General features: G+C 70.5%; 24 protein-coding genes. 8 read left to right on the top strand and 16 right to left on the bottom strand.

Annotated features, from left to right (window positions below; genetic code table 11):
- Positions 1 to 438: 438 nt before the first annotated feature.
- Positions 439 to 1,905 (bottom strand): alkaline phosphatase PhoX, encoded by a 1,467-nt coding sequence (locus OHA19_RS30500; protein WP_405711457.1) that lies wholly within the window; start codon positions 1,903 to 1,905, stop codon positions 439 to 441.
- A gap of 190 nt (positions 1,906 to 2,095) precedes the next feature.
- Positions 2,096 to 3,559: a hypothetical protein gene (locus OHA19_RS30495; protein WP_405752314.1), complete on the bottom strand. Its 1,464-nt coding sequence runs from the start codon at positions 3,557 to 3,559 to the stop codon at positions 2,096 to 2,098.
- Positions 3,560 to 3,811: 252 nt separating this feature from the next.
- On the opposite strand from OHA19_RS30495, the gene OHA19_RS30490 reads away from it, so the two are divergent.
- Positions 3,812 to 5,668 carry an endonuclease/exonuclease/phosphatase family protein gene (locus tag OHA19_RS30490; RefSeq protein WP_405752311.1) on the top strand — a complete coding sequence of 619 codons (1,857 nt, stop codon included), beginning with the start codon at positions 3,812 to 3,814 and terminating at the stop codon, positions 5,666 to 5,668.
- A gap of 5 nt (positions 5,669 to 5,673) precedes the next feature.
- Here the strand turns inward: OHA19_RS30490 and OHA19_RS30485 are convergent, their stop codons facing one another.
- Positions 5,674 to 6,387: an antibiotic biosynthesis monooxygenase gene (locus OHA19_RS30485; protein ID WP_405711461.1), complete on the bottom strand. Its 714-nt coding sequence runs from the start codon at positions 6,385 to 6,387 to the stop codon at positions 5,674 to 5,676.
- A 138-nt stretch (positions 6,388 to 6,525) separates the two neighbouring features.
- Here OHA19_RS30485 and OHA19_RS30480 point away from each other — a divergent pair, with 138 nt between their 5' ends.
- Positions 6,526 to 7,659 (top strand): lipid II:glycine glycyltransferase FemX, encoded by a 1,134-nt coding sequence (locus tag OHA19_RS30480; RefSeq protein ID WP_405711462.1) that lies wholly within the window; start codon positions 6,526 to 6,528, stop codon positions 7,657 to 7,659.
- Positions 7,660 to 7,840: 181 nt separating this feature from the next.
- Here the strand turns inward: OHA19_RS30480 and OHA19_RS30475 are convergent, their stop codons facing one another.
- Positions 7,841 to 8,518: a DUF4232 domain-containing protein gene (locus OHA19_RS30475; RefSeq protein WP_405753329.1), complete on the bottom strand. Its 678-nt coding sequence runs from the start codon at positions 8,516 to 8,518 to the stop codon at positions 7,841 to 7,843.
- A 153-nt stretch (positions 8,519 to 8,671) separates the two neighbouring features.
- On the opposite strand from OHA19_RS30475, the gene dapA reads away from it, so the two are divergent.
- Entirely contained in the window at positions 8,672 to 9,556 is an 885-nt protein-coding gene (dapA, locus tag OHA19_RS30470; RefSeq protein WP_405752308.1) for a 4-hydroxy-tetrahydrodipicolinate synthase, read from the top strand.
- On the opposite strand, the gene dapD is transcribed toward dapA, so the two are convergent.
- Positions 9,553 to 10,542, bottom strand: coding sequence for a 2,3,4,5-tetrahydropyridine-2,6-dicarboxylate N-succinyltransferase (gene dapD / locus OHA19_RS30465; RefSeq protein WP_405752305.1), 990 nt, complete (start codon positions 10,540 to 10,542; stop codon positions 9,553 to 9,555). The two genes, dapA and dapD, sit on opposite strands and share 4 nt — an antisense overlap.
- A gap of 331 nt (positions 10,543 to 10,873) precedes the next feature.
- Between dapD and OHA19_RS30460 the strand changes: the two genes are divergently transcribed.
- Positions 10,874 to 11,761, top strand: coding sequence for a winged helix-turn-helix transcriptional regulator (locus OHA19_RS30460; protein ID WP_405711467.1), 888 nt, complete (start codon positions 10,874 to 10,876; stop codon positions 11,759 to 11,761).
- A gap of 88 nt (positions 11,762 to 11,849) precedes the next feature.
- On the opposite strand, the gene OHA19_RS30455 is transcribed toward OHA19_RS30460, so the two are convergent.
- Positions 11,850 to 12,386 carry a TetR/AcrR family transcriptional regulator gene (locus OHA19_RS30455; RefSeq protein WP_405711469.1) on the bottom strand — a complete coding sequence of 179 codons (537 nt, stop codon included), beginning with the start codon at positions 12,384 to 12,386 and terminating at the stop codon, positions 11,850 to 11,852.
- Complete coding sequence (locus tag OHA19_RS30450) at positions 12,386 to 12,706, bottom strand: DMT family transporter (RefSeq protein WP_405711471.1); 321 nt, start codon at positions 12,704 to 12,706, stop codon at positions 12,386 to 12,388. The genes OHA19_RS30455 and OHA19_RS30450 overlap by 1 nt, the downstream gene beginning before the upstream one ends.
- A gap of 112 nt (positions 12,707 to 12,818) precedes the next feature.
- Here OHA19_RS30450 and OHA19_RS30445 point away from each other — a divergent pair, with 112 nt between their 5' ends.
- A complete protein-coding gene (locus tag OHA19_RS30445) occupies positions 12,819 to 13,913 on the top strand; it encodes a hypothetical protein (protein ID WP_405711473.1) in 1,095 nt (364 codons plus the stop codon).
- 31 nt (positions 13,914 to 13,944) lie between these two features.
- Here the strand turns inward: OHA19_RS30445 and OHA19_RS30440 are convergent, their stop codons facing one another.
- From OHA19_RS30440 to OHA19_RS30400, 9 genes are all read right to left on the bottom strand, one after another.
- A complete protein-coding gene (locus OHA19_RS30440; RefSeq protein ID WP_405711475.1) occupies positions 13,945 to 15,339 on the bottom strand; it encodes a DUF3616 domain-containing protein in 1,395 nt (464 codons plus the stop codon).
- A gap of 146 nt (positions 15,340 to 15,485) precedes the next feature.
- Entirely contained in the window at positions 15,486 to 15,824 is a 339-nt protein-coding gene (locus tag OHA19_RS30435) for a metal-sulfur cluster assembly factor (protein ID WP_093539690.1), read from the bottom strand.
- On the bottom strand, positions 15,821 to 16,276 hold the full coding sequence (sufU, locus tag OHA19_RS30430) for a Fe-S cluster assembly sulfur transfer protein SufU (RefSeq protein WP_072483050.1): 456 nt from the start codon (positions 16,274 to 16,276) through the stop codon (positions 15,821 to 15,823). The genes OHA19_RS30435 and sufU overlap by 4 nt, the downstream gene beginning before the upstream one ends.
- A 25-nt stretch (positions 16,277 to 16,301) precedes the next feature.
- Positions 16,302 to 17,558 carry a cysteine desulfurase gene (locus OHA19_RS30425; RefSeq protein ID WP_266420966.1) on the bottom strand — a complete coding sequence of 419 codons (1,257 nt, stop codon included), beginning with the start codon at positions 17,556 to 17,558 and terminating at the stop codon, positions 16,302 to 16,304.
- Positions 17,555 to 18,319 (bottom strand): Fe-S cluster assembly ATPase SufC, encoded by a 765-nt coding sequence (sufC, locus tag OHA19_RS30420; RefSeq protein WP_326764929.1) that lies wholly within the window; start codon positions 18,317 to 18,319, stop codon positions 17,555 to 17,557. The genes OHA19_RS30425 and sufC overlap by 4 nt, the downstream gene beginning before the upstream one ends.
- A 7-nt stretch (positions 18,320 to 18,326) precedes the next feature.
- Positions 18,327 to 18,644 carry a bifunctional 3-phenylpropionate/cinnamic acid dioxygenase ferredoxin subunit gene (locus tag OHA19_RS30415; RefSeq protein ID WP_093539686.1) on the bottom strand — a complete coding sequence of 106 codons (318 nt, stop codon included), beginning with the start codon at positions 18,642 to 18,644 and terminating at the stop codon, positions 18,327 to 18,329.
- A complete protein-coding gene (gene sufD / locus OHA19_RS30410) occupies positions 18,644 to 19,825 on the bottom strand; it encodes a Fe-S cluster assembly protein SufD (protein ID WP_405711478.1) in 1,182 nt (393 codons plus the stop codon). Before sufD ends, OHA19_RS30415 begins: the two co-directional genes overlap by 1 nt.
- A 56-nt stretch (positions 19,826 to 19,881) precedes the next feature.
- Positions 19,882 to 21,303, bottom strand: a complete 1,422-nt coding sequence (sufB, locus tag OHA19_RS30405) for a Fe-S cluster assembly protein SufB (protein ID WP_405711480.1) — start codon at positions 21,301 to 21,303, stop codon at positions 19,882 to 19,884.
- Entirely contained in the window at positions 21,300 to 22,040 is a 741-nt protein-coding gene (locus OHA19_RS30400) for a helix-turn-helix transcriptional regulator (RefSeq protein ID WP_405711482.1), read from the bottom strand. Before OHA19_RS30400 ends, sufB begins: the two co-directional genes overlap by 4 nt.
- A 137-nt stretch (positions 22,041 to 22,177) precedes the next feature.
- On the opposite strand from OHA19_RS30400, the gene OHA19_RS30395 reads away from it, so the two are divergent.
- The 3 genes from OHA19_RS30395 to OHA19_RS30385 all read left to right on the top strand — a co-directional run bounded on the left by OHA19_RS30395 (position 22,178) and on the right by OHA19_RS30385 (position 25,000).
- The gene (locus tag OHA19_RS30395) at positions 22,178 to 23,104 is read left to right on the top strand and encodes an ABC transporter ATP-binding protein (protein ID WP_405752303.1); all 927 of its coding nucleotides are present in this window, start codon (positions 22,178 to 22,180) and stop codon (positions 23,102 to 23,104) included.
- Positions 23,101 to 23,868: an ABC transporter permease gene (locus OHA19_RS30390; protein ID WP_405752300.1), complete on the top strand. Its 768-nt coding sequence runs from the start codon at positions 23,101 to 23,103 to the stop codon at positions 23,866 to 23,868. The genes OHA19_RS30395 and OHA19_RS30390 overlap by 4 nt, the downstream gene beginning before the upstream one ends.
- Positions 23,869 to 23,986: 118 nt before the next feature.
- Positions 23,987 to 25,000 (top strand): COX15/CtaA family protein, encoded by a 1,014-nt coding sequence (locus tag OHA19_RS30385; RefSeq protein ID WP_405752298.1) that lies wholly within the window; start codon positions 23,987 to 23,989, stop codon positions 24,998 to 25,000.
- Positions 25,001 to 25,013 lie beyond the last annotated feature (13 nt).

Genomic DNA, 25,013 nt, shown 5'->3' with positions numbered 1-25,013 from the left:
AGTCGGCGACGGGCTTACTGATGCTCTACCCGATTGAGCTACCGGCCGTGGCCGGGCGGGACTCGAACCCGCAACCGTCAGTTCAATGGAAGTATCCGTCGCCTGCGCACCGGGCACCCCCCGGTGTCTGTGCCTCCCGAGATCAGAGTCGGCGGCGGCGGTTTCTGGACAAGAAGTAGCCGCAGCCTGCGCACCGGGAGGTGCAATGCAGTCATTGCTGATGAAGTTGTGGTGCCCAGAGATCAAGGTCGGCGGAACCGACGAAGGTACTCTACCGACTGAGCTACACCGGACCGAAATCCGATGGCGGGACTCGAACCCGCGACATCCCCATTAAGAGTGGAAGTAGGTCCTGCCTGCGCACCTGGGCACAGACAGGACTCTAGAGGGATACCCGGCCGGTGCGCGAAGGAATTACGCGCGCCGGTCGACGGGCCGTCAGCGGCGGTTCGGCTGGCGCTTCCACGGGCCGGTGATCGCGAGCATGATGCCCGGCGTCTGGATGTTGGCGTACAGCGTCCTGCCGTCGGGCGAGAACGTGACACCGGTGAACTCGCTGTACTCCGGCTCCGCCTCGCTGCCGATGTTCAGATCGTTGCGCGCGATCGGGTACGTACGGCCGCTCTCGGTCGCCCCGAAGAGGTGCTGGATGCCCTCGCCGTCCTCGGCGATGACCAGGCCGCCGTACGGCGAGACGGTGATGTTGTCCGGGCCGTCGAACGCGCCGTCCTTCGACGGGTCGGCGTTCACCCCGAGGAGCACCTTCAGCGTCAGCGTGCGGCGCTTCGGGTCGTAGAACCAGACCTGGCCGTCGTGCTGGACGGGGCTCTCGGAGCGGGCGAACGAGGAGACGATGTAGGCGCCGCCGTCGCCCCACCACATGCCTTCGAGCTTGCGGGCCCGGGTGACCTCGCCGTCGGCGAACTGCTTGCGCACCGAGACGGACTTGGCGTCACGGTCGGGTACGTCGACCCAGTCCACGCCGTACACCGTGCCGATCTTGGTGGCGCGGGACAGGTCGTCGACGAACTTGCCGTTGCTGTCGAAGCACTTGGTGGCCTGGAGGACACCGGCGTCGTCGGCGAGCGTGCGCAGCTTGCCGCGGCCGTGCCGGAAGCCGTGCGGCGGGACCCAGCGGTAGAGCAGTCCGTTGGGGCCCGAGGCGTCCTCGGTCAGGTAGGCGTGGCCCTGCTTGGGGTCGATGACGACGGCCTCGTGGGCGTACCGGCCGAACGCCTTGATCGGACGCGGGTCGCGGTTGGCGCGCTTGTCGTACGGGTCGACCTCGAAGACGTAGCCGTGGTCCTTGAGCAGGCCGTTCTTGCCGGCCTTGTCCTCGGTCTCCTCGCAGGTGAGCCAGGTGCCCCACGGGGTAGCGCCACCGGCGCAGTTGGTGGACGTGCCGGCGATGCCGACCCACTCGGCGGTACGGCCGTCGCGGCGGGTCTCCACGACGGTGCAGCCGCCGGCCGCGACCGGGTCGTAGACCAGGCCCTCGGTGAGCGGCACCGGGTGCTCCCAGCCGGCCCGGACGCCGCTGAGCTCGTGGTTGTTGACGAGCAGGGTGACGCCGCGCGGGCCCTCGAAGCTGGCCGTGCCGTCGTGGTTGGAGGGGGTGAACTCGCCGCTCTCCAGCTTGGTGACCCCGCAGTGGGTGATGACCTGGTACGAGAAGTCTGCGGGGAGCGCGAGGATGCCCTCGGGGTCGGCGATCAGCGGCCCGTAGCCGGGCTCGCGGTCGTGGCCGTGGCCGTGCCCGTGACCGTCGTGGCCGTTGCCGTGCTTCGGGTCCCCGGCGGCGAGGGCGCCCGGCGCGGTGGCCAGTGCCGCGACGGTACCGGTCAGTGCGATGCCGGCACCGGTGAGGGCGGACTGCTTGGTGAATTCCCTGCGCGTGAAGGGCATCACGTACTCCTGGGTCGACTGGGCGGGTTGTTGGCGCGCCCACAGTCGCGCCCCCGCACCAACGCCAGTTGAACTGCGGGCGACGCGGAGGGGCATCCTTCCTGTGCAGTTGGCCGGAAGGGATGTCCCGAAGTCGCCGTTCACCGCGGACCGGACCGTTCGCGCCGCCGGTGCCGAACCCGGCCGGAGGTCAGGCCCCCTTGCGCGACCGGGCCTTGAACGCCGCCTTGCGGGCCTCCTTGGCCTTCTTCTTGTCGCTGTGCAGCCGCCCCATCGCTTCGAGGACGTCGGCGGTCGCCGGGTGCGCCACCCGCCACGCCTCGTCGAAGAAGCCGCTGTGCTGGCCCGCCAGTCCTTCGACCAGGTCCTGGAGCTCGTCCAGATCGCCATCGGTCTCCAGCTGGGCCGCGATCGTGTCGATGGCGAGCCAGAAGATCATCGGCTCCGGCGGTGCGGGGACGTCGGCGGCACCCAGCTCGGCGAGCCAGACCCGGGCGAGGCCGCCCAGTTCCGGGTCGTCCAGCACCGCGCGCACCGCGGGCTCCGCCTCCGCGCCGACCAGGGCGAGGGCCTGCTGGCAGTGCAGCCTGCGCAGCGGTGCCTGCTGGTCCGTGCCGCGGGACGCCGCCAGGAGTTCGGCGGCCGCGCCGTCCGCACCGCCGCGCCGGGCGAGCCACAGCTCGACCTCGCTGCGGGCCGCCGCCTCGGGGTAGTAGGCGACCCCGCCGAGCAGCGAGTCGGCGCCCTTGTCCGCGAAGTCGCCGATCGCCGGGGCGTCCACCCCCGCCTCCAGCATCCGGCTCCGCAGGCCGTAGAGGCCGAGGGGGGTCAGCTTCACCATTCCGTACCGGGTGACGTCCTCGTCGTCGGCCGGCGGGGTGACGTCCTCGTCCTCCTCGACCAGCAACGCCTCATCCACCGGGCGGTACTCGACGATGCCGATGGGTTCGAGGACCCGGAACTGGTCGTCCAGGCGCATCATCGCCTCGGACACCTGCTCGAGGATGTCGTCGGTGGGTTCGCCCATGTCGTCGGGGACGATCACCGACGCGGCGAGGGCGGGCAGTGGCACGGGGACCGGGTCCGTGCCGCCGTGGCCGTCCCCGACGGTGAGCAGGTAGAGGTTGCCGAGGACCCCGTCGAGGAACTCCGCCTCGACCTCCGGGTCCCAGTTCAGGGATTCGAAGTCGATCGAGCCGTCCTCACCGACGAGATCGGCGAGGTCGTCGAAGACGGGCGCGGTGGCGTCGGCGTGGACGGCCTCCAGGCCGTCGAGCCAGATCGACAGGACGTCCTTCGGTGAACCGCCCGTGACCATTGCCAGGTTCTCGCCGGCGCGGGCGGTCCCCTCCGCCTCCGGTCCGGCGTCCTCGCCGGGATCCTCGACGTCGACGAGCCCCGCGTCGACCGCGAGCCGCCACGCCTCGCTCGCCTCCGCCGCCCCGTCCTCGTCGGGCGCCAGGCCGATGTGCTCGGCCGCCGCGGGCAGTTGGGCGTCGACGAGCTCGCCGCCGGCGCCGACCCGGGTCTCCGGGCCCGCCCAGCGGGCGAGCCGGACGGCGCGGGCGAACAGCGGCGCGGCGAGCGCGTCCCGTGCCAGCTCGGCCTCGGTGCGCAGCCGTACGGGCGGCAGGGTGGGGCGCTCTGCGGACATCAAAATGGTTCTCCTCGGGAGCACGTATCGGGCGTACCGGACGTACGGATCAGGCGTACCGGATGCACGGGCCGGGCATGCCGGCCGTACGGATCGGGCGGCCCAAGCGTAGACGTATTTCGCCCCATGCCGCCCGGTTCATGCAACGGACAACGGCAGTCCACCCGGCAGACCTTGACAACCCCCTTGCGCACACAAGAGATTGACGCGCGTAGATCTCCGTTCCGACCCTCGATACCCCCGGAGCCCGTGATGCCTGCCGCATCGTCCAGAACCACCGCTGTCTGCGCCGTAGTCACCGCCGCCCTCGCCGCCGGTCTCCTCACCGGCGCCGCGACCACCTCCGCGTCCGCCTCCACCACCGCCCGCTCCGTGGACGGCCAGGTCCGGATCCACGACATCCAGGGCTCCACCCGGATATCCCCGCTCGTCGGCCAGCAGGTCGCCGACGTGGCGGGCATCGTCACGGGTGTGCGGACGTACGGCACGAAGGGCTTCTGGTTCCAGGACCCGAACCCCGACGCCGACCCCGCCACCAGCGAGGGCGTCTTCGTCTACACCGGCTCCGCGCCCACCGTCGCGGTCGGTGACGCGGTCACCGTCTCCGGCACGGTCACCGAGTACGTCCCGGGTGGCCTCGACTCCGGCAACCAGTCGCTGACCGAGATCAGCAAGCCCACCGTCACCGTGGTGTCCTCCGGCAACGCCCTGCCCGCGCCGGTGCGGGTCTCGGAGCGCTCGGTCCCCTCCCGGTACACCCCGGAAGGTGACCCCGCCGCGGGCGGCTCCATCAACGCGCTCCCGCTGCGCCCGTCCCGCTACGCCCTCGACTACTACGAGTCGGTCGAAGGCATGAACGTCAGCGTCGGCACCTCGCGGGTCGTCGGCGCCACCGACACGCACGCCGAGCTGTGGGTGACGGTGAAGCCGCGCGAGAACGACGCCCGCCGCGGCGGCACCGTCTACGGCTCGTACGGCTCGCAGAACACCGGCCGGCTCCAGATCCAGTCGCTGGTGCCGCTGGCCCAGCAGCCCTTCCCCAAGGCCGACGTCGGCGATGTGCTGACCGGTACGACCGAGGGCCCGCTCGACTTCAACCAGTACGGCGGCTACACGCTGACCGCCCGCACCATGGGCACCGTCACCGGTGAGGGACTGCGACGGGAGACCACCCGCAAGCAGCGCGGTGGCGAGCTGGCCGTGGCGACGTACAACGTCGAGAACCTCGACCCGAGCGACCCGCAGGAGAAGTTCGACGCGCTCGCCGCCGCGGTCGTCGACAACCTCGCCTCGCCCGACATCGTGGCGCTGGAGGAGATCCAGGACAACAACGGCGCGAAGAGCGACGGCACGGTCGCCGCCGATGCGACGGTGAAGAAGTTCACCGACGCGATCGTGGCGGCGGGCGGCCCGGCGTACGACTGGCGCTCCATCGACCCCGAGGACAAGAAGGACGGCGGCGAGCCCGGCGGCAACATCCGTCAGGTGTTCCTCTTCAACCCGGAGCGGGTCTCGTTCACCGACCGGGCCGGCGGCGACGCGACGACGGCGACCGATGTCGCCCGGGAGCGGGGCCGCGCCGCCCTGACCCTCTCCCCCGGCCGGATCGACCCGGCGAACCCGGCGTGGGAGAACAGCCGCAAGCCGCTCGCCGGAGAGTTCAGCTTCCGCGGCCGCACGGTCTTCGTCGTCGCCAACCACTTCGCGTCCAAGGGCGGCGACGAGTCCATCTTCGCGGAGCACCAGCCGCCGGCCCGTTCCTCGGAGGTCCAGCGGCACGCGCAGGGCCGGGCGGTCAACACCTTCGTCAAGAAGCTGCTGAGCGTCCAGAAGAACGCGGATGTCCTGGTCGTCGGTGACATCAACGACTTCGAGTTCTCCGGCACGGCCGAGGCGCTGACCGCCGGTCGTGTGCTGTACCCGGCGATCAAGTCCCTGCCGCGCTCGGAGCGTTACAGCTACGTCTACCAGGGCAACAGCCAGGTGCTCGACCAGATCCTGACCAGCCCGTCGATCGACGACTTCCAGTACGACAGCGTGCACATCAACGCCGAGTTCGCCGATCAGAACAGCGACCACGACCCGCAGGTGCTCCGCTTCCGCCCGTAGCGGTGCTACGCGCCCGCGCTCGGCCGGATGCTGAGCGCGGGCGTGTACCGGTGCACCCCGCCACCGGTCACCCCCGGGTACGACTGCACCCGTGCCCACTGCGGCGTACTCGACCCGACCCCGGCACCGGGGGCGGCCAGTGCGTCGATGTGGGCCCGGGCGCTCTCCCATTCGGCGTAGTTGAGCACCCGCGTCCCGTCGGTGCTCACGTGGAAGTGCCCGGAGATGCCTCCGGGGGCGGGCGCCGGGTCGGTGCCGAGCGCCTCGAACACGGTGTCCACCCAGTCCCGTTGCCGCGCCTTGTCCGCACCGTCGAACTCCACGTCGACGATCACGACGCACCCCGGATCCCGTCCGGCGCTCTCCGGCCGCAGCGCGGACCGGTAGAGCTCGAAGGTGTGCAGTCCGAGCCGCCGGATGCCCGGCACGGCGGCGTCGATGTCCGCGTTGCGCTCGTCCCTGCCGTGCCGGAAGAAGTCCTCGTACGCCTGATCACCACTCCACTGGCTGTAGTGGAACAGGGTCCTGCCGTCCTCACCGGCATGGACGGTGTACGAAAGAAGTCCCGGATGCGGCCAGTCCCGGCTCTCCCACGCCTCGCGGATGGCCTCGACCGTCCGCCGCATGCGCTCCGGGGTGCCGGTGTCCCAGGTGCTCGCCTTGACGGGTCCGACGTCGTTACGGGCAAGATCGGGACCGGATTCGAATCGCACGCTCATGACGGGGCCTCCCTGGCGGGCGCACCGGGGGTGGCGCGCCGTTGCCGACCACCCTGATACGTCAAGTCCGCTTGAGGTCAACAGCACGCCCCGTCGACACCGTCGGTCCCAACGACAGCACAACGAACGGAGTACCGCATGGCACCGCACCTGAGGACGATCGGCCGCGAGGAGCACCTGGCGTTCGTCGCGAGCCGTCCGGCCGTGAGCCATATGCAGGTTCCGTCGTGGGGCGATGTGAAGCCCGACTGGCGTGCGGAGAGCATCGGCTGGTTCGACCGGGACGGCGCGGGCCGGGAGCGGATCGTCGGGGCCGGGCTCGTCCTGTACCGGCCGATCCCCCGGGTGAAGCGCTATCTGGCCTATCTGCCGGAGGGTCCGGTCATCGACTGGCACGACGGCGGTCTGCGTGAGTGGCTGGATCCGATGCTGGCGCATCTGAAGGCGCAGGGCGCGTTCTCGGTGCGGATGGGCCCGCCGGTGGTCGCCCGGCGCTGGGACGCCCGGACGGTGAAGGACGCCATCGCCGACCCGGCCGCCGGACGGCTGCGCGACGTTCCTCCGGACGCGCGGGAGCCGCAGGCCGCCGAGGTCGTGGAGCAGTTGCGCGGGCTGGGCTGGCGGCGCGGCGAGGAGGAGAGCGAGGACGGATTCAGCGCGGGGCAGCCCCGGTACGTCTTCCAGGTCCCGTTCGCCGGGCTGTCGCTGGAGGAGATCCGGGGCAATCTGAACCAGCAGTGGCGACGTAACATCAAGAAGGCGGAGAAGTCGGGCGTCGAGGTCGTCGAGGGCGATTACGAAGACCTCCCGGCCTTCTACGAGCTGTACCGCGAGACGGCCGGGCGCGACCGCTTCATCCCCCGCCCGCTCGGCTACTTCCAGCGGATGTGGACCGCGCTGCGGGCCGAGGACCCCGACCGGATGCGGCTCTACCTCGCCCAGCACGAGGGCGAGACGCTCTCCGCCGCGACGATGCTGACCGTCGGCAACCACGTCTGGTACTCCTACGGCGCCTCGACCGGCCGCAAGCGCGAGGTACAGCCCAGCAACGCGATCCAGTGGCGCATGATGAGCGACGCGCACGAACAGGGCGCGGCCGTCTACGACCTGCGCGGCATCACCGACACCCTGGACGAGAGCAACCATCTGCTGGGTCTGCTGCGCTTCAAGGTGGGTACCGGCGGCCGGGCCGCCGAGTACATCGGCGAGTGGGACTACCCGGTCAACAAGGTGCTCCACAAGGCCTTCAGCCTCTACATGGCGCGCCGCTGACCGTGCCCGGGGGCTGTCCCGCAGACCCTGGCGGGCGTGCGCCGACAGCCCTCGGCCGGTGGGCCGCAGGCCGGGCGCCGGGTGCTCCGGCGCCCGTGCCAGACTCCGGAGCATGAACCTCCGCTCCGCCACCCGCGCCGATCTGCCCGCCGTCCTCGCCCTCTGACCCGGGGCCGGGGCGCTACCGGACGGAGCTGCCCCGCCACGCGGTCATGTTGAGCTCGTCCAGGAGCCGTACGTCGCTCCCCTCCAGCGGGAAGGTGCGCGCCTCCAGCCCGGGGGCCGGTGCGATCTCCAGGGCGTCGCCCTCGATGAGGTCGCCGCCGGTCGGGGTGGAGACCCAGGCCAGGAGCGAGCGTGCGGTCTCCCCCGGCTTGAGCATGACCTCCTTCGGCCCGGGGTCGCTGCCCATGTAGGAGGATCCGGGGTTCACCGGGACCGGCAGCGGGTCACCGGCCTCGTCCAGGGCCCGGACGGACGGGTAGCCGTCGACCCGGTACGGCTTGCTGCCGCAGTTGGTGAGGGTGAGTCCGACGGCCCGGTGGCCGAGCGCCGCCTCCACCTCGCCCATGCCGACGACGACGCCGGAGGACGGGCAGCCGGCCGGGACGGTGGGTGTGGGCGCGGGCCCCTGCGCGCCCGGCCGGTCGGAGACCCCGGTCGAGACGCTGGGGAACGGGGTCGGCAGCTTGTCGGCGTGCACCCGGTACGGATCGCTGGGCGTCGGCTCCGGCTCGCCCTCGCCCGCCGGCACGAGGAACCCGGCACATCCGGAGAGCGTCAGGCCCAGCACTCCGGCCAGCAGCCCGGCAGCCAGCGGCCCCCGTCTCCCGGTCCCCGCCCACGCCGGTCCTCGCATGCTCACGCGCCCACCCCGATCCAGGTCTGCCATACAGTCGTTCGATCATGTCAGACCCGTGGGCGTGGACCCGCGACTGTTCAGTCCTGCTTGCCGCCCACCCCAAGCAGATCTAAGTGGACCTTCACGGTCCGGTCGGCGGACACTTCGGGGATGACCGCACCAGTGACCCCCTTCGGGCGCGCGCTCTGCGCCATGATCACGCCGTTCACCGACTCCGGCGAGCTGGACCCGGACGCGGCCGGGAAGCACGCCGCCGCCCTGGTCGCCGACGGATGCGACGGACTGGTGCTCAGCGGCACCACCGGCGAGTCCCCGACCACCACCGACGCCGAGAAGACCGAGCTGCTGCGGGCGGTCCGGGCGGCGGTCGGCGGCGGTGTGCCGATCGTCGCCGGGGTCGGCAGCTCGGACACCCGGCACACGATCGCCCTCGCCCGACAGGCCGAACAGGCGGGCGCGGACGGCCTGTTGGTGGTGACGCCGTACTACAGCCGACCGCCACAGGCCGCCGTCGAGGCGCATTTCCGGCGCGTCGCCGACGCGACCGGCCTCCCGCTGATGCTGTACGACATCCCCGGGCGCACCGGCACCCGCATCGAACCGGAGACCCTGCTGCGGCTCGCGGAGCATCCGCGCGTCGTGGCCGTGAAGGACTGCGCGTACGACCTGCTGGGCTCCACGAAGGTGATCGGCGCGACCTCGCTGGCGTACTACTCGGGCTGCGAGGAGCTGAACCTGCCGTTGTACGCGGTGGGTGCGGCGGGCTATGTCAGCACCGTCGCCAATGTGGCACCCCGTGCGCTGCGGGCGGTCCTGGACGCGTTCGACGCCGGGGACACCGCGCGGGCCGCCCGGCTCAACCACCTGGTCCTCCCGCTCGCCGAGGCGATGATGGGCTCCGGGCTGCCCGGCACGGTCACCGCCAAGGCGCTGCTCGACGCCGGACCGGTCCGCGAACCGCTGCAGCCCGCCGGGCGCGGGGCGACCGACGGGCTGCGGAGGGCTTACGAGGAACTGCTCGCCGCCACGGGTTAGTTGTGGCTGTGCAGGACGTCGTTGAGACCGTCCCAGACCGCGTTGTTCGGGCGGGCCTCGACGGCGCCGGAGACCGAGTTGCGGCGGAAGAGGATGTTCGAGGCGCCGGAGAGCTCACGGGCCTTGACGATCTGGCCGTCCGGCAGCGTGACGCGGGTGCCGGCCGTGACGTAGAGCCCGGCCTCGACGACGCACTCGTCGCCGAGCGCGATCCCGACGCCGGCCTCGGCGCCGATCAGGCAGCGCTCGCCGATGACGATGCGCTCCTTGCCGCCGCCGGAGAGGGTGCCCATGGTGGAGGCGCCGCCGCCGATGTCGGAGCCGTCGCCGACGACGACACCCGCGGAGATGCGGCCCTCGACCATCGACGTGCCGAGGGTGCCCGCGTTGAAGTTGACGAAGCCCTCGTGCATGACGGTCGTGCCGGCGGCGAGGTGCGCGCCGAGCCTGACCCGGTCGGCGTCGGCGATCCGGACGCCCTTCGGCGCGACGTAGTCCGTCATCCGGGGAAACTTGTCGACCGAGGTGACCTGGAGGTGCAGGCCCTCGGCTCGGGCGTTCAGCCGCACCTTCTCGACGTCGTCGACCGCGACCGGGCCGAGCGAGGTCCAGGCGACGTTGGTGAGGAGGCCGAAGAGCCCGTCCAGGTTCTGGCCGTGCGGCCGGACGAGTCGGTGCGAGAGGAGGTGCAGGCGCAGGTACGCGTCGTGCGCGTCCAGCGGCTTGTCGTCGAGCGAGGCGATGACCGTACGTACGGCGACGGTCTCGACACCGCGGCGGGCGTCCACACCGATGGCCTTGGCGGCGCCCTCGCCGAGGAGGTTGACGGCCTGGTCGGGGGTGAGCCGTTCGGTTCCGGCCGGGCCCGGCTCGGCGGTGAGCTCGGGGGCGGGGAACCAGGTGTCGAGAACGGAACCGTCGCCGGCGATGGTGGCGAGGCCGGCGGCGACGGCGCCGGTGGTGCGAGCAGGAGTCGTGTCGGTCATGACACGAAACCTAACCGGCGATGCACCACCGGGGCCAACCGGTCTCGCCGGATGGCCGCGGCCCGGCCCGGGAGCCGGGACCTGCCAGGTCAGCCGGGCCGCGTCTGCCGTTCGGGCACCGGTACGACCGGCAGCCACAGCGTGCGCGGCGCTTCCGGCACGACCCCGGAAAAGCTCGTCCCGGCCCCGGAAAGCTCGTCCCCAGCACCCCCGCCAGTAAGTTCCCCTTAGGAACGGACTATGGCACCATGGTTTCCTGCAGGTCGATCCGGTGAGCCGCGGATCAGGTCGATCCGGTGGCGGCGAATACGGGAGACAGACGGAGGAGCCCATGCCTCAGCGCACCAGCCTGGCCGACGCCGACTGCGCGATCGCCCAGGCGCTCGATGTCGTGGGCGACTGGTGGACCCTGCTGATCGTCCGGGACACGGCGCGCGGGGTGCACCGCTTCGACGCGCTCCAGCAGGAGCTGGGCGTGTCCCGCAAAGTGCTGACCGAGCGGCTGCGGCTGCTCGTCGAGGCGGGGGTGCTCTCCCGCGAGCCGTACCAGGACCGGCCACCCCGGTACGAGTACCGGCTCACCCCGCGTGGACGCGCGCTGCTGCCCGTACTGATCGCGCTCCAGGACTGGGGAGACACCTGGGTGCTGGGGGAAGGGGAAACGATGGCGACCACCGCGGAGGCCTCGAGGGAGGCGGCCCGGGTGCACGCTCTGGTGGGCACCCGCCTGCCCGAGCTGCGACTGCTGGACCATGACGGCGCGCCGCGCGACCCGGTCGCCGCCACCCCGTACACCGTCCTGTACTTCTTCCCCGGCGCCTACGCCCGCCGGGACGCCTACCCGCCGGGCTGGGCCGAGATCCCGGGCGCGAGCGGCTGCACGCTCGAATCGTGCACCTACCGCGACCAGTTGGCCGAGTTCACCGCGGCGGGCGCGACCGTGCACGGGGTCTCCACCCAGCGCCCGGACGAGCAGCGGGCCTTCGCGGACGCGGAGCGGCTGCGGTTCCCGCTGCTGTCCGACGCGGAGCTGGAGCTGACGGCGGCGCTGCGCCTGCCCACCTTCCGCGCGGGCGGCGTCAGCAGGCCGAAGCGGCTGACGCTGGTGGTGGACCGCGACCGGACGGTCCGCGAGGCGCTGTATCCGATCACCGACATCGAGGCGAGCGTCCGGGCGGCCCTGGCGGCGGTACGCAACGCCGTCCCGTCCGGCGCGTGAGGGGTGCGCCGGACGGGACGGCCCCTGGCGTCGGCCCCGCCCGGCGCTCCAGGACGTCAGCCCCGCCCGGCGCTCCCGGCCGGAGCCGTCATCCGGCGATCCGCCGCAGCATCTCCCGTGCGTTCGCCTCGTCGTACTCGCCGCCGGTGAGCAGTACCTGCAGGCAGATCCCGTCCATCAGCGCGATCAGCGCCCGCGCGGTGGCCGGATCGGTTCGCCGGGACAGCAACTCGGCGGTGCCGTCGGTCCACTCGGCGGCGACGGGCCGCAGCGCGGGTTTGCGGAGCGCGGCGAGATACAGCTCGTACTCCAGCTCGGCCCGCCCGCGCCCGCCGGAGAAGTACTCCCCCAGCAGCCGGGCCAGCTCCCCGGCGAGGTCGGCCGCCGGGTCGGCCAGCGCCTCGCTCTCCCGCATGACCTCGGCGAAGTTCTCGTTCGACCGGCGCAGCGCCGCGATCAACAGCTCGTCCAGCGAGGCGAAGTGATACGTCGTCGAACCGAGCGGCACATCGGCCTCGGCCGCGACGGAGCGGTGGCTCAGCCCCGCGATGCCCTTGGCGCCGACCACCCTGATCGCGGCATCGATGATGCGGTCGCGCCGCTCGGGGTCGTAGCGGCGCGCCATCAGTGGGCCCCGCCCAGGTTCAGCACCACCACTCCGGCGATGACCAGCGCTATGCCCGCCAGTTTGACCGGGCTGCCGGACTCGCCCATGAAGAGGATGCCGATGGCGGCGACCGCCGCGGTGCCGATCCCCGCCCAGATCGCGTAGGCGGTGCCCACCGACAGCGTCTTCAGCGTCCGGGCGAGCAGGCCGAAGGCCACGAGGTATCCCACGACACTGATCAGCGAGGGCCAGAGCCGGGTGAAGCCCTCGCTGTACTTCATGGCCGTCGTGCCGGCCACCTCCGCTGCGATCGCCGCGGCCAGCAGTCCGTATCCCATGTGTACGAGTGTACGCATCGCCGCCCGTGCGACGGTACGAGCGCTTTCGGCCAACCGGGACGCTACGGTGTCCCGACCAGCACACCGGACAACGACACATGACGGAGCAGCAGTGGCGCAGGACGCAGGGTGGGGCGGCGGAGCACCGTACGGAGGCATCCCGGGGCCGCCGGGATGGGGCGGCTGGGCACCCCCGAAGCCCGGGGTGATACCGCTGGCACCGCTGAAGCTCGGGGACATACTCGGCGGCGCCTTCAGCACGATGGGACGCTACTGGAAGCAGCTGTTCGGCATCGGCGCGGCCGTGTACGGCGGGGCGGTGGTGGTCATGGCCGCCTCGGCCCTGATCGGGTATTCCGCGGTCAGCGGCCATCTGCACAGGGTCATCTCGCTCAGCGCCCACGAGGACCCGACGTCCTCCGACATGGTGCCGATCGTGGTCGCCTTCGGCGCCGTCTGGCTGGTCTCCGCGATCGCGTTCTCGGTCGGTACGGCCATGATGTACGCGACCGTTCCCACCGTTCTCCAGGAGGCGGTGCTCGGCCGGCCGACCACCTTCTCCGCCGTCTGGCGCCGGGCCTGGTCCCGGGTGCCGTCGGTGTTCGGGACGGTGGTCCTGACCTTCCTGGTCGCGATGATCCCGCTGGCCCTCATGATGGTCGGATTCTTCGCGTTCGTGATCGGCGCCATCTCCCTGACGCACAACGGCAGTGTCGTGCTGTGGACCTCGCTCGGCTTCCTGGGCGCACTGGCCACCGCCCCGCTCGCCGTCTGGCTCTGGGTGAAGTTCTCCCTGGCGCCCTCGGCCGCGGTGTTCGAGGGACAGTCCCCGGTGGCCGCCCTGCGCCGCTCCTCGCAGCTGGTGCGCGGCGACTGGTGGCGGGTCCTCGGGATCACCCTGCTGGCCCTCGCGATGGCCGCCGCGGCGAGCTACATCATCCAGATCCCGTTCTCGTTCCTCGGCATGTTCTCCGGCATCCTCGGCGGAACGACCCTGGACGAGGACCCGAACCCGGCCGCGATCGTCTTCGCCATGAGCGGCTACCTGGTGGTCTTGGCCCTGGGACAGCTGATCGGCCAGTTCATCGCGGCGACGTTCCCGCAGCTGGTGACCGGACTGCTCTACGTCGACCGGCGCATGCGCACGGAGAACCTGGGCCCGGTCCTGGCCGAGGCGGCGGCCGTACCGCCACCGTACGGCCCTTAGGACCGGGCCCGGTCCGGGCCCGGCCGGGCCGTCAGCCGCCGACGGTGAACCGGACGGCGCGGGACTTCTTCCATTCGGCGTGGTCGAGATCCTTCGCCTCCGTGCCGTCCCCGTACAGATCGGCGGAACCCGCATCCGTGATCAGCTGCGCCCGGGCGCCGGGAACGGTGAGGTCGGGAACGTCCACCACGGCCTCCCAGCCGCCCGGGTCGGCGGTCGGCAGATCGGCGCGCTTGACCGGGGCGTGCGAGGCGACCCCGTCCCAGGCGTAGAGGGCGTACGGGTCGGAGTTGTCGTCGGCCGCCCAGGAGCCGGCCACGATCAGGTACTGGTCGGCGGCGTTCTTGCGGATGTCCCGGATGCTGAGCCCGCCGAGGTCCAGCTCGATCGGCTCGCCCATGACCGCCTTCGCCCCGTTGCCTGCCACCTTGTCGAAGTTGGTGACGGGCACGATCAGGGCCTTGCCGCCGGCCTTCGGCGGGACGAGCGGTGCCCGGAAGCCGAGGTACGCGGTGGTCATCGAGCCGGGCGCGAACTCCAGGCCCTCGATGTTGAACCCGTCGATCTGTTTGGGCGCCTCACCGTCCGCCGTCCCCGCGGCGAAGCCGAGCCGGTCGCCGTTCGCCTCGTCCCAGGCGACGAGGTCGTCACGGAGCTTCCCGTACGAGCCGCCCACCTTCAGCTGAGTGGCGGCGCCCGAGCCGGTCACCGTCGTGGTGAAGACGGTGTTGCGGTCGGACTTGTACTCGCCGTCCTTGTTGTTGCCGAGCGAACCGGTCCAGTAGATGGTGTTGCCGACCCGGGCCGCGCCCTCGATGTCGACCTCCTTGTCCGCCCCCAGCTTCGAGCCGACGTCCCAGCTCTTCACGGGCGCGCCGGACGCGGAACGGTCGTACAGGCGCAGCGTGTTGGACTCGTCGTCGGCCACGACCATGTGACCGCCGCCGACGTCGACGGCTGCCGAGGCGTCGGAGGAGCCGGTGAGGTAGCGGGTGTCGGCGGCGTTCTGCACGGCGGCGGAGGCGGCGTAGTGCAGCTTCTTGGTGGCGGTCTGGCCGCCGAGTCCGGTGACCTTGATCGTGAGGTCGGTGTAGCCGCGCCCGTGTGCGGCGACGGAGAGCTGCCGGGTGGTGCCCGTACCGGTCACGGTCACGTCCCCGGTCCCGGCGACGGACGACTTGGAGCTGGCGGACGCCGCCACGCCGAGCGCGCTCGCGTCGGCTCCGCTCTGCGCGACGGTGACGGTCACCACCGGGTCACCGGTCGCGCCGACGGCACCGGAGAGGTAGGAGGCCGAGAAGGAGATCGTCGGCGCTCCGTAACTCGCCGCGTGCGCGGGGGCGTTGAGCCCCAGCGCGGCCAGCAGGAGCACTCCGCTCGCGGCGGCGGCCAGCCTGCGGTCGGGGAGCGAAAACTGATGCAGCACGGCATGCCTCTCGTCGGCGGGGTGTCGCGGGTAGGTTCCGGTACCCGTGCCAACGACGGACACACATCATGAGTACGGCAGGCGAAACAACGACGAAAAACGGCCCCCGGCGCGAAGCCGGGGGCCGTTCATCGTCGGCAATGGGCTCAGACGTTGAAGCCCAGGGCGCGAAGCTGCTCGCGCCCGTCGTCCGTGATCTTGTCCGGGCCCCACGGCGGCATCCAGACCCAGTTGATCCGCAGCTCGTTGACGATGCCGTCGGTCGCGGACTTCGCCTGGTCCTCGATGACATCGGTCAGCGGGCAGGCCGCGGACGTCAGCGTCATGTCGAGGGTGGCGATGTTGGCGTCGTCGATGTGGATGCCGTAGATCAGGCCCAGGTTGACCACGTCGATGCCCAGCTCGGGGTCGACCACGTCGTACAGGGCCTCGCGGACCTCCTCCTCGGAGGCCGGCTTCGTGGTGAGAGTCTCGTTGTCGCTCATGCCGTCTTCCCTTCGGACAGCGCTTTCGCCGTCGCGTCCTTCCACGCCATCCAGCTCAGCAGCGCGCACTTCACCCGGGCCGGATACTTCGAGACACCGGCGAACGCGACCGCGTCTTCCAGCACCTCCTCCATCGCGTCGTCCGGCTCCAGCTGGCCCTTCGACTGCATCAGCTCCAGGAAGGTCTCCTGGATCTTCTGCGCCTGGCCCAGCTCCTTGCCGACCAGCAGGTCGTTCAGCACGGAGGCACTGGCCTGGCTGATGGAGCAGCCCTGACCCTCGTACGACACATCGGCGATGGTCTCGCCGTCGTACTTCACCCGGAGAGTGATCTCGTCGCCGCACGTCGGATTGACGTGGTGCACCTCTGCGTCGCCGTCCCGCAGGCCACGCCCGTGGGGGTGCTTGTAGTGGTCCAGGATCACTTCCTGGTACATGGAATCAAGCTTCACCAGTCAACCCTCAGCCGCTCGCCCATTATCCGAAAAAGTTCCGTACGTGCTCCAGACCGTCCACCAGGGCGTCGACCTCGGCGGGCGTGGAGTACAGATAGAACGACGCTCGCGTGGTCGCAGGAATTCCGTACCGCAGGCAGACCGGCCGTGCGCAGTGGTGTCCGACCCGGACCGCGATGCCCTGCTCGTCGAGCACCTGGCCCACGTCGTGCGGGTGGATGTCACCGAGCGTGAAGGAGATCGTCGCGCCGCGGTCCTCGGCCGTCGCCGGACCGATGATCCGCAGGTCCGGGACCTCCAGGAGCCGCTTCACCGCATATTCGGTGATCGCGTGCTCGTGCCGGTAGATCTTCTCCATGCCGATCGCCGAGAGGTAGTCCACGGCCGCGCCGAGGCCGACGGCCTGGGCGATCGGGGGCGTACCGGCCTCGAACTTGTGCGGCGCGGGGGCGTACGTCGACGAGTGCATCGACACGGTCTCGATCATCTCGCCGCCGCCGAGGAACGGCGGCAGGTCCTCCAGGAGCTCCTGCCGTCCCCAGAGCACGCCGATGCCGGTCGGGCCGACCATCTTGTGACCGGTGAAGGCCACGAAGTCGGCCTGCAGCGCCTGCACGTCCAGCACCATGTGCGGGGCGGCCTGCGAGGCGTCGATGCAGACCAGCGCGCCGACCTGCTGGGCCCGGCGGATGATCTTCTCGACCGGGTTGATCGTGCCCATGATGTTGGAGACCAGGGTGAAGGAGACGATCTTCGTCTTCTCCGTGATGATCTCCTCGATGTTGGACAGGTCGAGGCGGCCGTCGTCGGTGATGCCGAACCACTTCAGCTTCGCGCCCGTGCGCTGCGAGAGCAGCTGCCACGGCACGATGTTGGAGTGGTGCTCCATCTCCGTGGTGACGATCTCGGTGTCGTGGTCCACCCGGTAGGGCTCGTCGGCCCAGCCGAGCATGTTGGCCACGAGGTTGAGCGACTCGGAAGCGTTCTTGGTGAAGATCACCTCGTCGCGGCTGGGTGCGTTGATGAACGCGGCGACCTTGTCACGGGCGCCTTCGTACAGCGCCGTGGCCTCCTCCGCGATCGTGTACACACCGCGGTGCACATTGGCGTTGTGCCGCTCGTAGTACTCGTTGAGGGCGTCGAGCACCTGGCGCGGCTTCTGCGAGGTCGCAGCGCTGTCCAGGTAAACGATCTTCTTCCCGTCGTGGACCGTACGATCCAGCAGGGGGAAGTCCTTGCGGATCGCCTCGGTGTCGAGGAGGCCCGGCAGCTGTGTCACGCGGAAGCGCCACCCTTCACATATGCCTCGTAGCCCTCGTTCTCCAGCTTGTCGGCGAGCTCGGCGCCGCCGGACTCGGCAATGCGGCCGTTGGCGAAGACGTGCACGAAGTCGGGCTTGATGTAGCGGAGGATCCGCGTGTAGTGCGTGATCAGCAGGGTGCCGACCTCGCCGGTCTCGCGGACCCGGTTGACGCCCTCGGAGACGATGCGCAGTGCGTCGACGTCCAGACCGGAGTCGGTCTCGTCGAGGATCGCGACCTTCGGCTTGAGGAGCTCCAGCTGAAGGATCTCGTGGCGCTTCTTCTCACCGCCGGAGAAGCCCTCGTTGACGTTGCGCTCGGCGAACGCCGGGTCCATCTGGAGCCGGCCCATCGTCTCCTTGACCTCCTTCACCCAGGTACGCAGCTTGGGCGCCTCGCCGCGGACGGAGGTGGCGGAGGTGCGGAGGAAGTTGGAGACCGAGACACCGGGGATCTCGACCGGGTACTGCATCGCGAGGAACAGACCGGCGCGGGCGCGCTCGTCGACGGTCATCTCCAGGACGTCCTCGCCGTCCAGGGTCACCGAACCGCTGGTGATCGTGTACTTGGGGTGACCCGCGAGGGAGTACGCGAGGGTGGACTTGCCGGACCCGTTGGGGCCCATGATGGCGTGCGTCTCGCCCTGCTTCACGATCAGGTCGACGCCCTTGAGGATCTCCTTCGTGGCGTTGTCGGCCTCGACGGAGACGTGCAGGTCGCGGATTTCAAGCGTTGCCATGGGTGACTCAGGACTCCTGGGTGACGGAGACGAGCACATCGTCCCCTTCGATCTTGACGGGGTATACGGGGACGGGGCGCGTCGCGGGAAGGCCGGACGGCTTGCCGGTGCGCAGGTCGAAGCTGGAGCCGTGCAGCCAGCACTCGATCATGCAGTCCTCGACCTCGCCCTCGGACAGTGAGACGTTCGCGTGCGAGCAGATGTCGTTGATCGCGAACACCTCGCCCTCGGTACGGACGACGGACACCGGGACGCCGTCGAGCTCCACCCGCTTGGGGGTGTCGTCCTCCAGCTCGCTCAGCGCACAGGCTTTGACGAAGGCCATCAGACGGAAGCCTTCAGCTCGGCCTCGATCTTCTCCAGCAGCCGCGCCTCGACGTCCGGCAGACCGATCTGCTGGACGAGCTCGGCGAAGAAGCCGCGCACGACGAGGCGGCGGGCCTCCTCGGCGTCGATGCCCCGGGACATCAGGTAGAAGAGCTGCTCGTCGTCGAACCGGCCGGTCGCCGAGGCGTGGCCTGCGCCGACGATCTCGCCGGTCTCGATCTCCAGGTTCGGCACGGAGTCGACCCGCGCGCCGTCCGTGAGGACGAGGTTGCGGTTCATCTCGTAGGTGTCGGTGCCCTCGGCCCTGGCTCGGATGAGGACGTCACCGATCCACACGGCGTGTGCGCCGTCGCCCTGGAGCGCGCCCTTGTAGGCGGCGTTGGACTTGCAGTGCGGGGTGTTGTGGTCGACCAGGAGGCGGTGCTCCTGGTGCTGGCCCTTGTCGGTGAAGTACAGGCCGAAGAGCTCGGCCTCGCCGCCGGTGCCCGCGTAGCTGACGCGCGGGTGGAGCCGGACGAGGTCGCCGCCGAAGGTGACGACGATCGACTTGAACGAGGCGTCCCGGCCGACCAGCGCGTTGTGCTGGCCGACGTGGACCGCGGTCTCGTCCCAGTCCTGTACGGAGACGACGGTGAGCTTCGCGCCGTCTCCGAGGACGTAGTCCACATTGGCGGCGAGCACCGCGTCACCGGTGTGGTCGATGACGACGACGGCCTCGGCGAAGGCCCCGAGCTCGACGACCTGGTGGCCGTAGGCCACGCCGCCCTCGCCGTGCACCGCGATGCGGATCGGCTCGGTGAGCACGGCCTCCTTGGCGACCGTGACGACGGACGCCTGCTCGAAGGAGGAGTACGCCTGGGCGGCGACGCGGTCCACCGGGGTGCCGGCCTTGCCGAGCCGGGAGTCGTCACGTCCGACGGTCTCGACGGTGACGCCCTCGGGGGCCTCGATCGCCACCTTCACGCCGCCGCCGGTGGCGACGGCCGTGCCGTCGTGCAGCCCGCGCAGCCGCTCCAGCGGCGTGAACCGCCACTCCTCCTCACGGCCGTGCGGGACCGGGAAGTCCGCGACGTCGAAGGACGGGGGCGCGCTCATGCGCGTGGCGACGGTCGACTCGGCGGCCACCGCGATGGATCCGGTGGTGGTGGAGCCCGCCGGGATGTTCTGAGCCTCAGCCATGGCTGTCGTAGTGCTCGCTTTCTCTGTCGAAATCGGAGGTTCGGTCGTCGGGCCTGTCAGCCGACCGACCCCTCCATCTGCAGCTCGATCAGCCGGTTGAGCTCAAGGGCGTACTCCATCGGCAGCTCCTTCGCGATCGGCTCGACGAAGCCGCGCACGATCATCGCCATCGCCTCGAACTCCGTCAGACCGCGGCTCATCAGGTAGAAGAGCTGGTCCTCGGAGACCTTGGAGACGGTCGCCTCGTGCCCCATCGACACGTCGTCCTCGCGGACGTCGACGTAGGGGTAGGTGTCGGAGCGCGAGATCGTGTCGACCAACAGCGCGTCGCAGAGCACGTTGGACTTCGCGCCGGGCGCTCCCTCGCCGATCTCGATCAGACCGCGGTAGGAGGTACGGCCACCGCCTCGCGCCACCGACTTGGAGACGATGTTGGAGGAGGTGTTCGGCGCCATGTGGACCATCTTGGCGCCGGCGTCCTGGTGCTGGCCCTCGCCCGCGAAGGCGATGGACAGGGTCTCGCCCTTGGCGTGCTCGCCCATCAGGTAGACGGCCGGGTACTTCATGGTGACCTTGGAGCCGATGTTGCCGTCGACCCACTCCATGGTCGCGCCCTCGTAAGCGACGGCGCGCTTGGTGACCAGGTTGTAGACGTTGTTCGACCAGTTCTGGATCGTCGTGTAGCGGCAGCGGCCGCCCTTCTTCACGATGATCTCGACGACCGCGGAGTGCAGCGAGTCGGAGGAGTAGATCGGGGCGGTGCAGCCCTCGACGTAGTGGACGTAGGCGTCCTCGTCGACGATGATCAGCGTCCGCTCGAACTGACCCATGTTCTCCGTGTTGATACGGAAGTAGGCCTGGAGCGGGATGTCGACGTGCACACCCTTGGGCACGTAGATGAACGAGCCGCCCGACCACACGGCCGAGTTCAGCGAGGCGAACTTGTTGTCGCCGACCGGGATGACGGTGCCGAAGTACTCCTTGAAGAGCTCCGGGTGCTCCTTCAGCGCGGTGTCGGTGTCGAGGAAGATGACACCCTGCTCCTCCAGGTCCTCACGGATCTGGTGGTAGACGACCTCGGACTCGTACTGCGCGGCGACACCGGCGACCAGGCGCTGCTTCTCCGCCTCCGGGATGCCGAGCTTGTCGTAGGTGTTCTTGATGTCCTCGGGCAGGTCCTCCCAGGACTCCGCCTGCTTCTCGGTGGACCGCACGAAGTACTTGATGTTGTCGAAGTCGATGCCCGACAGGTCGGAGCCCCAGTTCGGCATCGGCTTCTTGTCGAAGAGCCGCAGGCCCTTGAGGCGCAGCTTCAGCATCCACTCCGGCTCGTTCTTCTTCGCCGAGATGTCGAGGACGACCTCCTCGGAGAGCCCGCGCTTGGCGGCGGCACCCGCCGCGTCGGAGTCGGCCCAGCCGAATTCGTACGTGCCCAGACCCTCGAGCTCAGGGTGGGCAGTCTCCGTAGGGAGCGTCATGCGGGGTTCCTCCCGGCCGTGCTTGCAGATGCTGAATTGGTGGTCTGTGGTGCTGGATGGCCGCTGCGCGGAATGTACGTCGTGCACACACCGTCGCCGTGGGCGATGGTGGCCAGACGCTGCACATGTGTCCCGAGGAGGCTGGAGAAGAACTCCGTCTCCACCTCGCACAGCTGCGGGTACTGCTCGGCGACATGGGCGACCGGGCAGTGGTGCTGGCACAGCTGCTCGCCCTGCTGCGGGCCGGGCGCGCTACGCGCCGTAGCAGCGTACCCGTCGACGGACAAGGCCTTGGCCAACGCCTCGGTGCGGGCCTCGGGGTCCGCGGCCTCGACCGCCGTGCGGTACGTCTCGGACTGGGCCGCGATCCTGGCACGGGCGAAAGCGGTGACCGCTTCCTCGCCCGCGGTCTCGGAGATCCAGCGCAGGGCGTCCGCCGCGAGCTTGTCGTAGGACTGATCGAAGGCGTCCCGGCCGCAGTCGGTGAGGGCGAACACCTTGGCCGGGCGGCCACGGGTCCGAGCCCCGTAGACCCGCTGCTCACGGGCCTCCACGACGCTGTCGGAGACGAGGGCGTCGAGATGGCGGCGGACCGCCGCCTGGGTGAGACCGAGGCGCTTCGCCAGCTCGGCGACGGTGGACGGGCCGTGGTCCAGGATGGAGCGCGCGACCCGGTTGCGCGTCGAGCGCTCTCCGGTCGCGAGTTCCTCCTGCGGAGCCTCGCCAACGTATTTCACAACGCCATTGTTGCGTAATTCATCCGGCCCTGACAACCACGGTCCGAAACGATCTACGGTGCCGTCCATCACTTAGGGTTACCTAATCCGGCCCCGGGAGACGGGCTCGGTTCCACCCCTGCCTAGACTTACCGGCCATGAAGAGCGAGTCGGTCGTACAGATCCGCGGTCTGGTGAAGCGGTACGGCCCCAAGACCGCTGTGGACGGCCTCGACCTGTGTGTGCGCACCGGCACCGTCACCGCCGTCCTCGGCCCCAACGGCGCCGGCAAGACCACCACGATCGAAACGTGCGAGGGCTACCGCCGCCCCGACGCCGGTACGGTGCGGGTCCTCGGCCTCGACCCGGTCGCCGACGCCGCGAGACTCCGCCCCAGGATCGGCGTGATGCTCCAGTCGGGCGGCGTCTACTCCGGGGCGCGCGCCGACGAGATGCTCCGCCACATGGCGAAGCTCCACGCCGACCCGCTGGACGTCGACGCCCTGATCGAGCGCCTCGGCCTCGGCAGTTGCGGCCGTACGTCCTACCGGCGCCTCTCCGGCGGCCAGCAGCAGCGGCTCGCCCTGGCGATGGCCGTCGTGGGCCGTCCCGAGCTGGTCTTCCTCGACGAGCCGACCGCGGGCCTGGACCCGCAGGCCCGCCGCTCCACCTGGGAGCTCGTGCGCGAGCTGCGCACCGACGGGGTGTCCACCGTCCTCACCACGCACTTCATGGACGAGGCCGAGGAGCTCGCCGACGACGTCGCCGTCATCGACGCGGGCAAGGTCATCGCCCAGGGCAGCCCCGAGACGCTCTGCCGCGGCGGCGCCGAGAACACCCTGCGCTTCACCGGCCGCCCCGGTCTCGACATCGGCTCGCTGCTGAAGGCACTGCCCGACGGTTGCGAGGCGGCCGAGATCGTCCCGGGGGCCTACCGCATCTCCGGTGACGTCAACCCGGAGCTGCTGGCCACCGTCACCTCCTGGTGCGCCCAGCACGGAGTGATGCCGTCGGGCATCTCCGTGGAGCGGCACACGCTGGAGGACGTCTTCCTGGAACTGACCGGCAAGGAGCTGCGCGCATGAGCGCCGGTACGTACACCCCGCGGCCGGGCGCCGCCCCGCTGGGCCGCATGATCGCCGCGCAGACCGCCCTGGAGACGCGGATGCTGCTGCGCAACGGCGAGCAGCTGCTGCTGACCGTGATCATCCCGACGCTGCTGCTGGTGCTGTTCAGCGCGGTCGACATCGTGGACACCGGCGCGGGCGAGCCCGTCGACTTCCTGACTCCCGGCATCCTCGCGCTCGCCGTGATGTCCACGGCCTTCACGGGCCAGGCCATCGCCACCGGCTTCGAGCGGCGGTACGGCGTGCTCAAGCGGCTCGCGGCCTCGCCGCTGCCGCGCTGGGCGCTGATGACCGCCAAGACCCTCGCGGTGCTGGTCACCGAGGTGCTCCAGGTGGTGCTGCTCACGGTGATCGCGTTCGCGTTCGGCTGGTCGCCGCACGGCAACCCGCTCGCGGTCCTGCTGCTGCTCGTGCTGGGCACGGCGGCCTTCTCCGGGCTCGGGCTGCTGATGGCCGGGACGCTCAAGGCGGAGGCGACGCTCGCCGCGGCCAATCTGGTCTTCCTGCTGCTGCTGGTCGGCGGCGGGGTCATCGTGCCGCTGGACAAGTTCCCGGACGCGGTGCAGTCGGTGCTCGGGCTGCTGCCGATCGCGGCCCTGTCGGACGGACTGCGCGAGGTGCTCCAGCACGGCGCGTCGATGCCGTGGGGCGACCTCGGCGTCCTGGCGGTGTGGGCGGTCCTGGGGCTGGGCGCGGCGGCGAGGTTCTTCCGCTGGGAGTGAGCCCGGCCGCCGGGAGTGGGCCCGGCCGTCCGCCGCGTGTGAGCGTGCGAACGCGCTCCGTCGACGATTCGGGGTAACTCGTCCCCCTCGTGAAAGCTTGCACAAGCCGCCGCCTACGATGGTGCGCGTGCCCAAGCTGACCCGAGCCGAAGTCGCTCAAGCCGCGCGGAACCCGCTCCTGTACATCGCCGAGCGATGGACCCCCTCCCCCCGTACGGTCCGCCGTGCGGCCATGTCGGCCGTCGTCATGGCCGTGCTCATCGTCGTGACCGGTGGCGCGGTGCGGCTGACCGGCTCCGGCCTCGGCTGCCCGACCTGGCCCAAGTGCACCGACGAGAGCCTCACGGCGACGAGCGAGATGGGCCTCCACGGCGTCATCGAGTTCGGCAACCGGATGCTGACGTACGTCCTGTGCGCGGCCGTCGGGTGGGCGATCATCGCCGCCCGGTCCGCCAAGCCCTGGCGGCGCAGCCTGACCAAGCTCGGCTGGGTGCAGTTCTGGGTGGTCATGGGCAACGCCGTGCTCGGCGGCATCGTGGTGCTGGTCGGCCTCAACCCGTACACCGTCGCGGCGCACTTCCTGCTCTCCACGGCGCTGCTCACCGTCGCGATGGTGACCTGGCAGCGGGTCGGTGAGGGCGACGAGGCTCCCCGGCCGCTGGTCGGCAAGGCGGTCTCCCAGCTGACCTGGCTGCTCGCGGTCGCCGCGGGGCTGCTGGTCGCGGTCGGCACGGTGGTCACGGGCGCCGGGCGGCACGCGGGCGACTCCAGCGACGTGCACCGCATCCCGATCGACTGGAAGATGATCGCGCAGCTGCACGCCGATCTGGCCTGGGTCGTGGTGGCACTGACCGTCGCGCTCTGGTTCGTGCTGAAGGCCGTCGACGCGCCGGCCGGCCCGTTGCACCGCGCCCGTGACCTCTTCCTGGTGCTGATGGCTCAGGGCGTGATCGGGTACGTGCAGTACTTCACCGACACGCCGGAGATCCTGGTCGGCCTGCACATGCTGGGCTCGTGCCTGGTGTGGATCGCGGTCGTGCGGGTGGTCCTGTCGCTGCGCGAGCGCCCCGGGGCCGTGACCCCGGTGCCCGGCCCCGCCGCCGAACAGCCGGAGCCCGCAGCGGCCGGCTGACCACGACGGTCGA

The organism is Streptomyces sp. NBC_00012, assembly GCF_045040875.1.
GTDB lineage: Bacteria > Actinomycetota > Actinomycetes > Streptomycetales > Streptomycetaceae > Streptomyces.
The sequence above is the reverse complement of the archived record's forward strand: the minus strand, read 5'-3'. Positions and strand labels throughout refer to the sequence as shown.